Source organism: Herbaspirillum sp. alder98, from assembly GCF_020179755.1.
Lineage (GTDB): Bacteria > Pseudomonadota > Gammaproteobacteria > Burkholderiales > Burkholderiaceae_D > Herbaspirillum.
Genome location: NZ_JAIUCY010000001.1, coordinates 559,194 through 572,357 on the forward strand (window position 1 = coordinate 559,194; position 13,164 = coordinate 572,357).

At 64.2% G+C, this 13,164-nt stretch carries 12 protein-coding genes; 2 read left to right on the top strand and 10 right to left on the bottom strand.

What is annotated here, in order from left to right; all coding sequences use genetic code 11:
* Nucleotides 1–27 precede the first annotated feature (27 nt).
* From LBW87_RS02675 to LBW87_RS02695, 5 genes are read right to left on the bottom strand one after another with little or no spacing between them, the layout of a single operon-like run.
* Nucleotides 28–891 (bottom strand): ATP-binding cassette domain-containing protein, encoded by an 864-nt coding sequence (locus tag LBW87_RS02675; RefSeq protein WP_225199875.1) that lies wholly within the window; start codon nt 889–891, stop codon nt 28–30.
* Nucleotides 888–1,898: an ABC transporter ATP-binding protein gene (locus LBW87_RS02680; protein WP_225199876.1), complete on the bottom strand. Its 1,011-nt coding sequence runs from the start codon at nt 1,896–1,898 to the stop codon at nt 888–890. The genes LBW87_RS02675 and LBW87_RS02680 overlap by 4 nt, the downstream gene beginning before the upstream one ends.
* 16 nt (nt 1,899–1,914) lie before the next feature.
* Entirely contained in the window at nt 1,915–2,832 is a 918-nt protein-coding gene (locus tag LBW87_RS02685; RefSeq protein WP_225199877.1) for an ABC transporter permease, read from the bottom strand.
* A gap of 33 nt (nt 2,833–2,865) precedes the next feature.
* Nucleotides 2,866–3,783 (bottom strand): ABC transporter permease, encoded by a 918-nt coding sequence (locus LBW87_RS02690; RefSeq protein WP_225199878.1) that lies wholly within the window; start codon nt 3,781–3,783, stop codon nt 2,866–2,868.
* A gap of 26 nt (nt 3,784–3,809) precedes the next feature.
* The gene (locus LBW87_RS02695) at nt 3,810–5,348 is read right to left on the bottom strand and encodes an ABC transporter substrate-binding protein (protein WP_225199879.1); all 1,539 of its coding nucleotides are present in this window, start codon (nt 5,346–5,348) and stop codon (nt 3,810–3,812) included.
* Nucleotides 5,349–5,676: 328 nt separating this feature from the next.
* Here LBW87_RS02695 and LBW87_RS02700 point away from each other — a divergent pair, with 328 nt between their 5' ends.
* Entirely contained in the window at nt 5,677–6,588 is a 912-nt protein-coding gene (locus tag LBW87_RS02700; protein WP_225199880.1) for a LysR family transcriptional regulator, read from the top strand.
* Between the two features lie 4 nt (nt 6,589–6,592).
* Here LBW87_RS02700 and LBW87_RS02705 read toward each other — a convergent pair whose 3' ends face one another.
* The 3 genes from LBW87_RS02705 to LBW87_RS02715 are packed head-to-tail and all read right to left on the bottom strand — an operon-like array spanning nt 6,593 to nt 10,805.
* On the bottom strand, nt 6,593–8,035 hold the full coding sequence (locus LBW87_RS02705; RefSeq protein ID WP_225199881.1) for an efflux transporter outer membrane subunit: 1,443 nt from the start codon (nt 8,033–8,035) through the stop codon (nt 6,593–6,595).
* 8 nt (nt 8,036–8,043) lie between these two features.
* Nucleotides 8,044–9,597: an MDR family MFS transporter gene (locus tag LBW87_RS02710; RefSeq protein WP_225199882.1), complete on the bottom strand. Its 1,554-nt coding sequence runs from the start codon at nt 9,595–9,597 to the stop codon at nt 8,044–8,046.
* Nucleotides 9,594–10,805: an HlyD family secretion protein gene (locus LBW87_RS02715; protein ID WP_225199883.1), complete on the bottom strand. Its 1,212-nt coding sequence runs from the start codon at nt 10,803–10,805 to the stop codon at nt 9,594–9,596. The genes LBW87_RS02710 and LBW87_RS02715 overlap by 4 nt, the downstream gene beginning before the upstream one ends.
* A 232-nt stretch (nt 10,806–11,037) precedes the next feature.
* On the opposite strand from LBW87_RS02715, the gene LBW87_RS02720 reads away from it, so the two are divergent.
* Complete coding sequence (locus tag LBW87_RS02720) at nt 11,038–11,388, top strand: MarR family winged helix-turn-helix transcriptional regulator (RefSeq protein WP_413927604.1); 351 nt, start codon at nt 11,038–11,040, stop codon at nt 11,386–11,388.
* A 164-nt stretch (nt 11,389–11,552) separates the two neighbouring features.
* On the opposite strand, the gene pip is transcribed toward LBW87_RS02720, so the two are convergent.
* Nucleotides 11,553–12,512 carry a prolyl aminopeptidase gene (gene pip / locus LBW87_RS02725; protein WP_225199885.1) on the bottom strand — a complete coding sequence of 320 codons (960 nt, stop codon included), beginning with the start codon at nt 12,510–12,512 and terminating at the stop codon, nt 11,553–11,555.
* Nucleotides 12,513–12,569: 57 nt separating this feature from the next.
* Nucleotides 12,570–13,031, bottom strand: a complete 462-nt coding sequence (locus LBW87_RS02730) for an Lrp/AsnC family transcriptional regulator (protein WP_225199886.1) — start codon at nt 13,029–13,031, stop codon at nt 12,570–12,572.
* Between the last annotated feature and the right edge of the window lie 133 nt (nt 13,032–13,164).

Here is a 13,164-nt window from a genome sequence, read left to right on the forward strand (position 1 = left end):
GGGTCTGTTTCGATTCGAAGGGGCTATTCACTGTTCTACCAGCAGCTCGGGAATACCGCGCCCCGGGTCCGGCGTCAACGCCGAAGCCAACAGCATGCGGGTGTAGGGATGCTGGGCGTCGCTGAAGATCTTCTCGCGTGTTTGCAACTCGACGATGCTGCCGCGGTTCATCACCGCTACCCGGTCCACCAGGTGCTCGACCACGCCGAGGTCGTGGCTGATGAACAGGTAGGTCAGGCCGAACTCGGCCTTCAGGTCCAGCAGCAGGTTCAGGATCTGGGCCTGCACCGATACGTCCAGCGCCGAGGTGGGTTCGTCGCAGATCAGGATGTCGGGGCGCAGGATCAGCGCGCGCGCAATCGCCACCCGCTGGCGCTGGCCGCCCGACAGCTGGTTCGGATACTGGCCGTAGGTGCGTTCGGGCATGCCCACCAGGTCGAGGATCTCGCGCACCTTGCGCTGCTGCTCGGCGGCGTTGCCGATGCGATGCAGCTTCAGCGGCAGGCCGACGATCTGGGCCACCGTCTTGCGCGGGTTGAGCGACGAGTAAGGGTCCTGGAAGATCGGCTGGATATGCCGCGCGTTCTCGCGGCGCTGGGTAGGATCGACTTCCTGGCCATTGATCAGCACATTGCCCGCGCTCGGCTCCAGCAAGCCCAGCAGCATCTTGGCCAGGGTGCTCTTGCCGCAGCCGGATTCGCCGACCAGGCCCAGCGTCTCACCCCGGTACAGGCGCAGCGAGACATCATTGACGGCACGAATTTCGCCGGGCGGCTTGAACATGCCGCGCTTCAAGCTATAGACCTTCGACAGCGCGCACAACTCCAGCGCGATGTCGCCCTTTGGCGCCGGCTCGTCCGGCAGCAAGCTGCCCATGTCGCCCATGTTCATGCCAGCACCTCCATGTGTTCGGTTTGCCCGACCGCATCGAGCTTGTGGCAGCGCGCCAGGTGCGGGTGCGCCGGCTCGCCGCGTTCGGTCATGGGCGGCTCGATCTCGCAGCCGGCGTCGGCCAGCGTACAGCGGTTGCGGAAGGTGCATCCGGTGACCGTGCCCACCAGGCTCGGCACCACCCCTGGAATGGCTTGCAGGCGACTGCCGGGCAGCGTCTTGCCGCGCACCGGAATGCAGTTGAGCAGGCCGCGCGTATAGGGATGGCGCGGCTGCTCGAACAGCTGCGCCACCTCCGTGGTCTCGACCACCTGGCCGGCATACATCACCGCCACCCGGTCGGCGATGCGCGAGACCACGCCCAGGTCGTGGGTGATGAAGATCACGGCAGTGCCGAATTCGCGCTGCAACTCGCGGATCATGCGCAGGATCTGCGCCTGGATGGTCACGTCGAGCGCCGTGGTCGGCTCGTCGGCGATGATCAAGTCGGGACTGCACATGAGCGACATGGCGATCATGACGCGCTGGCGCAGCCCACCCGACAGTTGGTGCGGGTACTGGCGCAGCCGGTCTTCGGCATTGGCGATACCGGTGCGATGCAACAGATAGATGGCGCGTTCGCGCGCCTCGGCCCGGCTCACGCCCGGCTGCTGCAGCAAGGCCTCGCACAACTGGTTGCCCAGGGTGTAGGCCGGATTGAGCGAGGTCATCGGTTCCTGGAAGATCATCGACATGCGCTTGCCGCGCAGTTGCATCAACTGGCGCTCCTGCAGCCCCATCAGGTCGACCCCGTCGAAGCGGATATGGTCGGCGCTGCACTGGGCGCGACGCGGCAGCAAGCCCATCAACGCCAGCGACGTCATCGACTTGCCGCAACCCGATTCGCCCACCAGGCACAGCATCTCGCCCCGCCGCACCTGGAAGTCGATGCCGCGCACCGCATGCAGCATGCCGTTCTCGGTCGGCAGGTCGACCCGCAGATTCTTCACATCGAGCAATACACTCATGGTCTTCTCCTGCGGGTCAGTTGCGGCCGTCGGGCGCGTTGACATCACGGATGCCGTCGCCCACCAGATTGATCGCCAGCACCAGGGTCGCCAGCGCCAGGCCCGGGATCACGATCACCCAGGGCTTGAAGAACATGTAGGACTTGCCTTCGGACACCATCAGGCCCCACGACGGCGTCGGCGGCTGCACCCCCAGGCCCAGGAACGACAGGGTCGCTTCGAGCAGGATCGCGTGCGCCATCTCCAGCGTCGCCACCACGATCAGCGCGCCCATGATGTTGGGCACGATCTCGCGCAGCAGGATGTAAGGCGTGGAGGCGCCGATGGCCTTGGCCGCGGCGATGAATTCGGCGTCGCGGATCTGTTGCGTGGCCGAGCGGGTGACCACCGCAAAGCGGTCCCACAGCAGCAGGCCCAGCAGGATGATCACCACCTTCAGCGAGCCGCCCACCAGCGACGCCATGGCCAGCGCCACCAACACCACCGGCATCGCCAGGCGGGTCGTGATGATGTAGCTGATGACGGCATCGACGCGACCGCCGAAGTAACCCGCCAGCACCCCCAGGGTAGTGCCGATCAGGCCCGAGATCAGGGCTGCGGCGCAACCGATCATCAGCGACACGCGGGCGCCGTAGATCAGGCGCGACAGATAGTCGCGGCCCAGCTTGTCGGTGCCGAGTATGTGCTCCCAGCTCCCCTGCGCATGCCAGATCGGCGGGATCAGGCGCGCCGACACGTTCTGGTCGAACGGGTCGTGCGGCGCCAGCCAGGGCGCCAGGATGGCGGCCAGGATCATCAAGGCCAGCACGACGGCGCCCAGCACCAGGCCGCGATGGCCCAGGGTCCGGTTGAGCTTGCGACGCCACACCGGCGTCGGTTTGAGCGCACCCTGCAGCAGGCTGGTCGCCGGCAGGGTGGAAGAAGTAGTGGTCATGGCGGCTCCTTGAAGCGAGAAGGCTGGACGCGGTTAGCGGGTACGGATGCGCGGATCGAGCAGCGCATTGATGACATCGGCCAGGAAGGTCAGGCCGATATAGAACATGGCAATCAACAGCACGACCGCCTGCACCACCGGATAATCGTTACGCGAGATCGCGTCCCAGGCCAGTTGCCCCAGGCCTTGCATCGAATAGACCGACTCGATCACCACCGAGCCGCCCAGCATGAAGCCCAGTTCCACGGCAGCCAGCGCCACCACCGGAATGACCGCATTGCGCAGCGCATGCTTGAATACCACCCGCGAACGCGACAGGCCCTTGGCGCGCGCAGTGCGGATGTAGTCCGAACCCAGCACCTCGAGCATGCCCGAGCGGGTCAGCCGCATCATGGCCGGCATCGCGTAATACCCCAGCGCCACGGCCGGCAGCACGAAATGTTGCCAGCTCTCGTTGCCGGCCACCGGCAACCAGTGCAACGTGACCGCAAAGATCAGGATCAGCGTCAGGCCGAACCAGAAGCTCGGCATGGCCTGTCCCACCACGGCGATCATCAGGGCGATGCGGTCGAGCCAGGTATCGCGATAGATGGCCGCCAGCACCCCCAGCGGAATGGCCACCAGGATCGCCAGCAGCAAGGCGCTGCCGCCCAGCTTGAAGGTGATCGGCAGGCGCTCGGCGATCATCTCCATCACCGGCCCCTGGAAGTAGAACGACTTGCCGAAATCGAGTTGCACGGCGCGGCTGAGCCAGTCGACGTATTGCACCGTCATCGGCCGGTCGAGTCCGAACTGGACGCGAATCGTCTCGACCTGGGCGGCGCTGGCCTCGGGCCCGGCGATGGCCGTGGCCAGGTCGCCCGACATGTGCAGCAGCGAAAAGCTGACCACGGACACCGTCAACGCCACGCACAGGGCGATGACGAGACGGCGCAGTATGTAGATGAACATGACGGGCTTCCCTTCTCAAGAAACGCTTATTTCCAGGATGCTTCGTAGAAGCGCGGCAGTTCGTCCGGATAACCCTGGAACTTCAACTGCGCATTGAATGCGTAATACGTCGAATACGAAAACATCGGCGCCATGTAGGCCTGCTTGGAAATCATCTCCAGTGCCTTGCTATAGCTGGTCTTGCGCACCGCCGGATCGGTCGAGGTGTCGCCGGCCTGCACCAGCTGCTGCAATTGCGGGTCCTTGGTGATGTCATCGGCGCTGCCCTTGAAGAACACGCCGGCGAAGGCCGAGGTATCGTTCATCGAGAACGAGCCCCAGGCCTGGAAGGTCATCGGGGTCTTGCCGCTGCGGTATTCGTTCTGCAGGGCGGCGAACTTCAGGTAGTGCAGCCGGGCCCGGATGCCGACCTTGTGCAGGTCACCGATGATCGCTTCGGCCACTTCACGCTCGCGGTAGGCGTAGATGTCGGTGTCGAAACCATTGGCGTAGCCGGCCGCGGCCAGCAGTTCCTTGGCCTTGGCCACGCTGTAGTCGTACTTGATGGCGGCGTTGGTGTCACAGCCGAACTGGGTGCGGAAACAGGCGGTGTAGACCGGCTGGCTGCCGCCGCGCATCAGGTTCTCGGCGATGCCCTTGCGGTTGATGGCGTAGTTGACCGCCTGGCGCACCCGCAGGTCCTTGAAAGGCGAATTGGCCGAGGATGAACCGGTGGCGTCGAGCGTGACGAAACCGACCCGCATGGTTTCACCGCTCTGCACCGCCAGCTTGGGATTGCTCTTGAGCGAATCGGCCTGGTCAGGCGGCACGCGCCAGATCCAGTCCACGGCGCCGGTCATGAGCTGCGCGGCGCGGGTTTCAGGGTCCGGGATCACCATGAACTTGATGTTGCCGATGCTGGGCTGGCCTTGCGGGCTTTCCTTGAAATAGCCGGCGTTCTTGACCAGGGTCACGCCCTGCCCCGGGGTCACGCTGGTGACCTTGTAGGGACCGGTGCCGATGGGCGCCTTGGAAAAGGCTTCCAGTCCGACCTTCTTGAAATAGGCGCCGGGATAGATCGGCAACGGGCCGGCCAGGTATTCGAGCGCGGCCGGGAAAGGCGCCTTCATGTTGATGCGCACCTTGTAATCGCCCAGCTTGTCGACGCTCTTGATCCAGTCGGTGTTCTGGCGGGTGACGGCCTTGGAGTCAGGCGCCACCACGTAGTTGAAGGTGAACACGACGTCGTCGGCGCTGAACTTGTCGCCGTTCTGGAACAGCACGCCCTGGCGCAGGTCGAGCACCAGCGCGGTGGGCGACTCCCACTTCCAGGCGGTGGCCAGTTGCGGCTTGTATTCGTTGGTCTTGGGATCGCGGTAGACCAGCGTGTCCCAGATCAGGTGGGCCAGGATCACGCCTTCGCGCAGGTTGTTGTGGTACTGGCTGATGTTCTCGACTTCGCTGTCGGACGCATACACCAGGGTGTCATTGGCCTTGTTGGCCATCGCAGAAAACGATGCCGCCGCGCCTGCCACCAACAGGGCACAGCGTGACCATGCCAATACCGACTTCTTCATTGCGCTCATTCCAACCCCTTTTCTGAATTCGTGACCTTGATCTCGAATGATTAAGAAATGTTTGAAAAAACAACGACGTCGAGGCCATACTAGGTCACATTTTCGCGATGCCGCAATTATCAAATTTCTATGCCTGCATTGCCAAAATCAGATGCCTGCTCTTGTGCACCACAATGAATTGATCGGGTCGAACAGCCCGTTATAGCTGGATGGCGGGTGGATGCGCGATTGCAGCAATTTACCTGCCGCCGGTTTTGAAAAGCGCACCAAAGCCGTGAGGTGCGCACCAATTAAACCGGCCAAATCTTTTTTCAGTTCCGCCAGATCGAGGTCGATGATGAAATCGCAACAACTGCAAGACACCGCCCTGCGCTACTTCCTGGAGGTGGTGCGTTGCGGCTCCATCAGTGAAGCATCGCAACGCCTCAACGTGGCCAGCTCAGCCATCAGCCGCCAGATCAGCAGCCTGGAGCAGATACTCGATACGGTATTGTTTGAACGTCGCCCGCGCGGCATGGTGCTGTCGGCCGGGGGCGAGATGCTGGCCGCCCATGCGCGCAAGATGGCGCTGGAAGCCGACCGCGTGGTGGCCGACCTGCAGGCCTTGAAGGGATTGCGCAGCGGCCGGGTGCGACTGTCGGCCTCGGAGGGGTTCGCCATCGATTTCCTGCCGCGCCTGATCCACACGTTCCAGAAGAAATACCCGGGCTTCGTGTTCCAGGTGTTCGTCGGCGCGCCGGCGGCGGTATCGCGCCAGGTGCGCGAAGGCAACGCCGATATCGGCTTGACCTTCACGCGCCTGCCCGAAGCCGAGATCAAGGTGGTGCACCGCCAGCCGGGGCCGATCTCGCTGGTGATGCGCCCCGAGCATCCACTGGCGCGCTTCCGGCAGATATCGTTGTCGCAGATTCGCCCTTACCCGATGGCATTGCCGGACCCGACCACCACCCTGCGCCAGTTATTCGATATCGCCTGCAGCCGGCAGCAGATGGTGATCGAACCGGTGGTGACCAGCAACTACATCCAGACGCTGCACAACTACCTGATCGACAACGATGCGCTGTCGATCACCGGCGAGGTCACCGTGCGCTACCGCATCGCCAGCGGCGAGCTGGTGATACGGCCGATCCGCGACTGCCCGCAGGATGGTCGTTTCATCGAGGTGCAGACCCTGGCGGGCCGCACCTTGCCCCGCAGCGTGGAGATTTTCCTGGATTACCTGGTGGGAGAACTGAGCAAGGACCTGTGATCGCTCACGCCCCTGCCGACCACCCCAGGCCCAGCGCCTTCTGGATGCCCACGAAGCTGCGCGTCAACGCTGCCTCGCCCTGCAGCAGGTTCTGCTGGGCGCTGATCTGCTGGCGCGTGGTGTCGAGCAGTTCGATCAGGGTGCCGGTGCCTGCCGCATAGCGCTGGCGCGCCAGCACCAGTGCCTGGTCGGCCGAGGCCTTGCTGCGCGCCAGGGTCGCCACCGTCACGCGGCCATAACGAAAGCGCGACAGCGAATCCTCGGCATCGCGCAGGGCCTCCAGCACCGCCTGCCGGTATTTCATTTCGGCTTCGTCGCGCACCCGCTCGGCCTGGGTCACGCGGGCGCTGTTGCGACCGAAGTCGAGAAAATTCCAGCTCAGCATGGGGGCACCGATGGCGGCAAAGTCGTCCAGCCGGGTCAGGTCGGAGGGATGGGTCCCGCCCAGGCCGATCACGCCCAGCAATTTCAGGCTGGGATACTTCGCCGCCTCGGCCTGGCCGATCTTGGAGGTGTCGGCCGCCAGCGTGCGCTCGGCGGCGCGGATGTCAGGACGTCGCCGCAGCAGCGACGCCGGGTCGCCCACGGCCACCTCGGGCGGCGGCAGCGGCACCGGCGCCGGACCCGCCAGTTCGGCATCGAGCGCGCCCGGCGCCTGGCCGACCAAAGTCGCCAGTTGATTCAGGAAGGCTTCCTTTTCTGCCTGCAACGGCACCAGGTCGGCCCGGGTGCCATCCAGCTGGTTCTGGATGCGCAACTGTTCGAGGGTAGACGCGGTGCCGCGCTCGACCCGCTGGCCGGTCAACTGCAGCATCCGCTCCTGCGCCTGCACCGATTCGTCGCCCAGCGCCAGCCGCAGTTGCCGTTCACGCAGGTTGATGTAGGCGTTGGCCACTTCGGCGGCCAGGCTGACCTGGACATCGGCCAGCGTCGCCTGGGCCGCTTCGGCACTGGCGCCGGCAGCTTGTATCGAACGCTGGTGGGCGCCGAAGAGATCGATTTCCCAAGTGGCGTCGACGCCCAGGTTATAGAGATTGGTGCGGGTCGCCGAACCGGATGAGGATCCACCCAGGTTGAGCGGCGGCAGGCGCGCATGCGCCGCCAGCGCCGAGGCGCCGCCGCTGGGGCGGGCATTGGCCTGTTCCAGGTCGAGTGCGGCGCGCGACTGCTGCAGGCGCGCGCGTGCCGCGCCCAGGTTGGGATTGGCCTGCAGTGCGCGTTGCACCAGGCCATCGAGCACCGGGTCGTTGAGCGCCGTCCACCATTGGGCCGCCGGAGCGGCGGCAACGGCATTGGCCTCGGCGCGCACGAAGCCGCCGTGAGCGGCCTGCGGCATGACCTCGGGGGGTCCCTGGTAATCCGGCCCGAGGGTGCAGCCGGCCAGCAGCGCCGCGCACGCCAGTGCGACCAGGCGCGGAACGAAAATGAGTTGGGCTTGATTTGGCATGATAGTCGTCAGTGTGCGGTGACCGGTTCGGCATTGCTGGGCAGCGGGCGCAGGAACAGCACCAGCGGCGTGACGCAGAGGATGACCACCCCCAGCAGCCAGAACAGGTCGGCATAAGTCATGGTGAGCGCCTGGGCCTGGATGGTGCTGCCCAGGAGGCGAATGGCGGTGTCTTGTCCGCCCAGCAGGTGGCCCTGGGCGGCGATGGTCGATTGCACCAGCTCGGAATTGGCCGACAGGCTTTCTTCCAGCCGCCGGCTGTGCAACCACAATCGCTGGTCCTGGATCACGGCGATACCGGCCAGCGCCAGCGACCCGCCCAGGTTGCGGGCAGCGCTATAGAGACCGGAAGCGTCGCCGGCCTGCGACGGCGGCACCGAGCGGATCGCGGCCTGGTTCAGGAAGATCATCGCCAGCACCGTGCCCAACCCGCGCAGCAGCTGCGAGGCGACGAACGAGCCGCCGTACGAGAGCGGACTGAGATCGGTTTCGAGGAAGGCCGAAAAGGCCAGCATCAAAAAGCCGGTGCCGACCGCCAGGCGGATGTCGATGCGGCGCATCAGCAGCGGCACGAAGGGCATCATCAGGATCATCGGCACCCCCGAGAGCAGCACGATCACGCCCGACTGCAGCGAGTTGTAGCCGGCGATGCCCGACAGGAACTGCGGGATCACATAGGCCGTCCCGTACAGCGCCACACCCACGATCATGGCCATCATCACCACCGAGCCGAACTGGCGGTCGCGCAACAGCCGCAGCTGGATCACGGGGTGCTTCGCGCGTATCTGCCCCAGCCCCAGGAAGATGAACCCGATCACCGACGTCAGCGCCAGCCAGCGGATGTCGGGCGATGAAAACCACTGTTCCCGCTCGCCCTCTTCCAGCACCACCGTCAGGCCGCCGAGCCCCATGGCCAGGCCGAGGATACCCATCCAGTCGGCTTCGGCCAGTTGCTCGAACTTGGGACGCTCGTACGGAATCGCCACCAGCAGCAGCGTGATCAGCGCAATGCCGACCGGCACGTTGATGAAGAAGGCATAGTGCCAGCTGACGTTTTCGGTCAGCCAGCCGCCCAGTACCGGACCCAGCACCGGCCCCAGGATGGCGGTGGCGCCGAACATCGCATTGCCCACCGGCTGCTGCGAGCGCGGCAGCCGGGTGGCGATGATGGTCATCGCCGTCGGGATCAGGGCGCCACCGGTGAAGCCCTGCCCGACCCGGCCCACGATCATCATCGGCAAGGTGGTCGACAGGCCGCACAGGATCGAGAACAGCGTAAACAGGCTGGCCGCTGCCAGCAGCAGCACCCGCAAACCAAGCAGGCGCTCCAGCCAAGCCGACATCGGGATGATGACGATCTCGGCCACCAGATAGGCGGTGGCAATCCAGGTGCCTTCGGTGCCGGATGCGCCGATCTCGCCCTGGATGGTCGGCAGCGACGAATTGACGATCGAGATATCGAGCGTCGCCATCAAGGCGCCCAGCGTGCCGGCAGCCACCGCCAGCCAGGCTGCGGCATCGGCCTTCTGGCCGTTCGGCGCGACTGCGGCCGGGGTGCTCAACGCGCCCCCTGGCCGCCCTGCGTCGCCGGTTTCTGGTCGACGCTGGCATTGGCTTCGCTGTTGCGCTCGCGCTGGGCGCGCAAGTCGTCACGGGCGGCGATGGTGTTGACTTCCACCGTCACCGACAGGCCCGCCACGAACAGCTTGCGGTCTTGCGCCGACGCGTCGACGGCAATACGCACCGGTACGCGCTGGACGATCTTGGTGAAGTTGCCGGTGGCGTTCTGCGGCGGCAGCAGCGAAAACTGGGCGCCGGTGCCGGGCGAGATGCTTTCGACGTGGCCCTGGAATTCCATGCCCGGCAGCGCATCCATCTTGATCACGGCGGGCTGGCCGACGCGCATCAGGCCGATCTGCGTTTCCTTGTAGTTGGCGGTGATGTAGAACTCGGTCGGCACCACGGTCATCATGCGGGTGCCGGCCGAGACGAACTGGCCGACCCGCACCTGCTTGTCGCCGATACGGCCATCCACGCTGGCCTTGACCTCGGTCGAGTTGAGGTTGACGCTGGCGGCGTCGAACTGGGCACGGGCGGTCTCGCCTTGCGCCTGCGCCTGGCGCACCTGGGCCTGCAGCGAGTTGATGCGCAATTGCGCCGCATCCAGCGCTGCGCGTCGCGCCAACACCGTCGAGCGTGCCTGCGCCGCCTGATTGCGCAGGCTGGTCAGGCGTTCGCGGGTCTCGGCGCCGCTGGCCGCCAACGGCGTGTAGCGCTCCACTTCGGCATTGGCAAAGCGGGCGTCTTCATCGGCCTGCGACAACTGGGCGCGCGCCTGGTCGATGGCGGCCTTCTGTTCGGCCAACTGGGCACGGGCGGCGTCTTCGCTGGCCGATGCGGCATCGATCTGGGCCTTGGACTGCGCGGTCTGGGCCGAGTAGTCACGGGCATCGATACGCACCAGCGCCTGCCCGACCTTGACGGCCTGGTTGTCGGCCACCAAGACCTGCTCGACATAGCCCGCCACCTTGGACGACACCGTCACGCTGTCGGCATAGACGAAGGCATCGTTGGTGCTCTCGAGGTATTTGCCGCGGAACTGGTAGTACAGTACCCAGGCCAGCACGATCACCAGCGCCACCACCAGCAGCGCGCGCAGCACGAAGCGGGCCCGTGGGCTCATGCGCTTCTTGGGCTTGGCGTCACCGTTGGCGGCGGGAGGTTGTGGCGAGGGCGTTGCGGCTTGATTGTCTTGATTGGCGTCTGTCATCTTTTTTTATCCTAAAATTCCCGGCGAGGGCCGGCATTGCTAGCACAACAACTGATTAACAAGGATTAATGAGGTACCATATGATATGGCATCTCGAAAAACTATGTGCAGCGACTTTACAAATAACTACTCGGAAGCGGCCGACGCGCTACGCGATTTTTATCTGCGTTCGCACCGCACGCTAGACAAGCTGATGGCGGCGCAAGGGGCATCCTTTGCGCGGACCAAGATCATGAGCTTCATCGACCGCGGCGGAAAAGTGCGCTCGACCGACCTGGCCGAGGCATTCGGCTTCGCGCCGCGCACCATCACTGAAGCGGTCGATGCGCTGGAACGCGACGGCATGGTGCTGCGCGAGCCCGATCTCAACGATCGCCGGGTCAAGCAGATTTCGTTGACTGCATTGGGGGAAGAAGTGCTGAAAGCATCCGAGCCCGAACGCACGCGTTTTGGCAATCGGCTGTTCGAGGCGCTGGAGCAGGATGAGATCAGCGAACTGGCGGCGCTGCTGCGCAAACTCAACAGCAGGCTGGGGGAGCTGGAAGAGGAATTGGCCGATGCCGGCGGGCGGGGGAAGAAGTAAGGGACGACGGCGATCGCCGTCGTACCGGCGAAAGCCGGTACCCAGCGTCTTGCTTGCAACCGTCGATGCGGCATGACCAACGACACTGGGTCCCGGCCTGCGCCGGGACGACGGCGATTGAATATAAGTAACCCGTCGTGCCGGACGACGGTTAATTTACAAGATCATCGATCAGCAAAACCGTCGGTCGCCCGGATCAGCTGATCCAGAATACCCGGTTCGTTATAGGCATGGCCGGCGCTGTCGACCAGGTGCAGCTGCGCATCGGGCCAGGCCTTGTGCAGCTCCCACGCCGACTTGGCCGGCGTGCAGATGTCGTAGCGGCCTTGCACGATCACGCCCGGGATGCCCTTCAGGCGGGCGGCGTTGGCCAGCAACTGCCCTTCTTCCATGAACCCGCGATTGACGAAATAGTGATTCTCGATGCGGGCGAAAGCCAGCGCAAAATGGGCATTGGCGAAACCATTGATCGTGCTCTCGTCAGCGACCAGGGTAATGGTGCTGCCCTCCCAGCGACTCCAGGCGCGGGCCGCTTCCAGCTTGGCTTCTTCGTCGCTGCCGGTCAGGCGCTGGCGATACGCGGCCATCAGGTTACCGCGTTCGGCTTCTGGAATCGGCGCGATGAATTCGTCCCAACGGTCAGGCGCCAGCCACGAAGCACCTTCCTGGTAGTACCAGTCAAGCTCGGCCTGGCGCAGCAGGAAGATGCCGCGCAACACCAGCTCGGTGACGCGCTCGGGATGCGTCTCGGCATAGGCCAGCGCCAGCGTGCTGCCCCACGATCCACCGAATACCTGCCAGCGCTCGATGCCCAGCATCACGCGCAGCCGTTCGATGTCGGCCACCAGGTCCCAGGTGGTGTTGGCATCCAGGTTCGCATGCGGCAGCGAACGGCCACAGCCGCGCTGGTCGAACAGCACGATGCGGTATTTCTCGGGATTGAACAGACGTCGGTGCGACGGGCCGCAACCGCCGCCGGGGCCGCCATGCAGAAACACCACCGGCTTGCCCTGCGGATTGCCACATACCTCCCAATACACCTGGTGCCCGTCACCCACGTCGAGCAGGCCGTGCTCGGTCGGTTCGATGGGAGGATAGAAAGTACGCAGTTCGGCAGAGCTCATCGGGCGATCCAGTCAGGGTTGAAGAAAGACACAGTATAAAACTTCCGCGAAAAACGTTTATTCGACCACCAGCTCGATGCTGTTCTTGACCTCGCTCAGCACAAAGAACGAGCGTAACTGGCGCACCCCCGGCAAGCGCAGCAATACGTTGGCGTGCAAGCGGTTGAAGGCTTGCAGGTCCTTGACCCGCAACTTGATCCAGTAATCGAATTCGCCCGCCAGCAACAGGCACTCCTGCACGGCGGCGATCTCGCGCACGGCTTTTTCGAATTCGGCAAAGCTCTCTGGCGTGGAACGGTCCAGCACCACGCCCACCGTCACCAGCACCGGCAAGCCCAGTTTCTCGGGGTCGAGGATGGCGCGCACCTCTTTCACATAGCCCTCGTCCATCAGCCGCTTGGTATGGTTCCAGCACGAGGTGGTGCTGGCGCCGACCTTCTTGGCCAGGTCCGCATTGGCGATGCGCCCATCCTTCTGCAGGGCCTTCAGGATGCGCTTGTCGAGTCGGTCCAGGGTCATAAATTTTATTCCATTTATTTAAAATTTATTGAAACAATCTATCGCTATTATTTTATCTAACGCCTTATCAATCCGAATATTGCCACAAATTCGGAAGCACCATTATTTAGAGCTTGCGTAAAGTTGAGTCTGT

Bases quoted from the DNA above. Each gene is read 5' to 3' on its own strand.
- LBW87_RS02705 (WP_225199881.1), bottom strand. From the start codon at position 8,035: ATGCCAAATCAAGCCCAACTCATTTTCGTTCCGCGCCTGGTCGCACTG.
- LBW87_RS02690 (WP_225199878.1), bottom strand. From the start codon at position 3,783: ATGTTCATCTACATACTGCGCCGTCTCGTCATCGCCCTGTGCGTGGCG.
- LBW87_RS02730 (WP_225199886.1), bottom strand. From the start codon at position 13,031: ATGACCCTGGACCGACTCGACAAGCGCATCCTGAAGGCCCTGCAGAAG.
- LBW87_RS02675 (WP_225199875.1), bottom strand. From the start codon at position 891: ATGAACATGGGCGACATGGGCAGCTTGCTGCCGGACGAGCCGGCGCCA.
- LBW87_RS02700 (WP_225199880.1), top strand. From the start codon at position 5,677: ATGAAATCGCAACAACTGCAAGACACCGCCCTGCGCTACTTCCTGGAG.
- LBW87_RS02685 (WP_225199877.1), bottom strand. From the start codon at position 2,832: ATGACCACTACTTCTTCCACCCTGCCGGCGACCAGCCTGCTGCAGGGT.
- LBW87_RS02715 (WP_225199883.1), bottom strand. From the start codon at position 10,805: ATGACAGACGCCAATCAAGACAATCAAGCCGCAACGCCCTCGCCACAA.
- LBW87_RS02720 (WP_413927604.1), top strand. From the start codon at position 11,038: ATGAGCTTCATCGACCGCGGCGGAAAAGTGCGCTCGACCGACCTGGCC.
- LBW87_RS02695 (WP_225199879.1), bottom strand. From the start codon at position 5,348: ATGAGCGCAATGAAGAAGTCGGTATTGGCATGGTCACGCTGTGCCCTG.
- LBW87_RS02680 (WP_225199876.1), bottom strand. From the start codon at position 1,898: ATGAGTGTATTGCTCGATGTGAAGAATCTGCGGGTCGACCTGCCGACC.
- pip (WP_225199885.1), bottom strand. From the start codon at position 12,512: ATGAGCTCTGCCGAACTGCGTACTTTCTATCCTCCCATCGAACCGACC.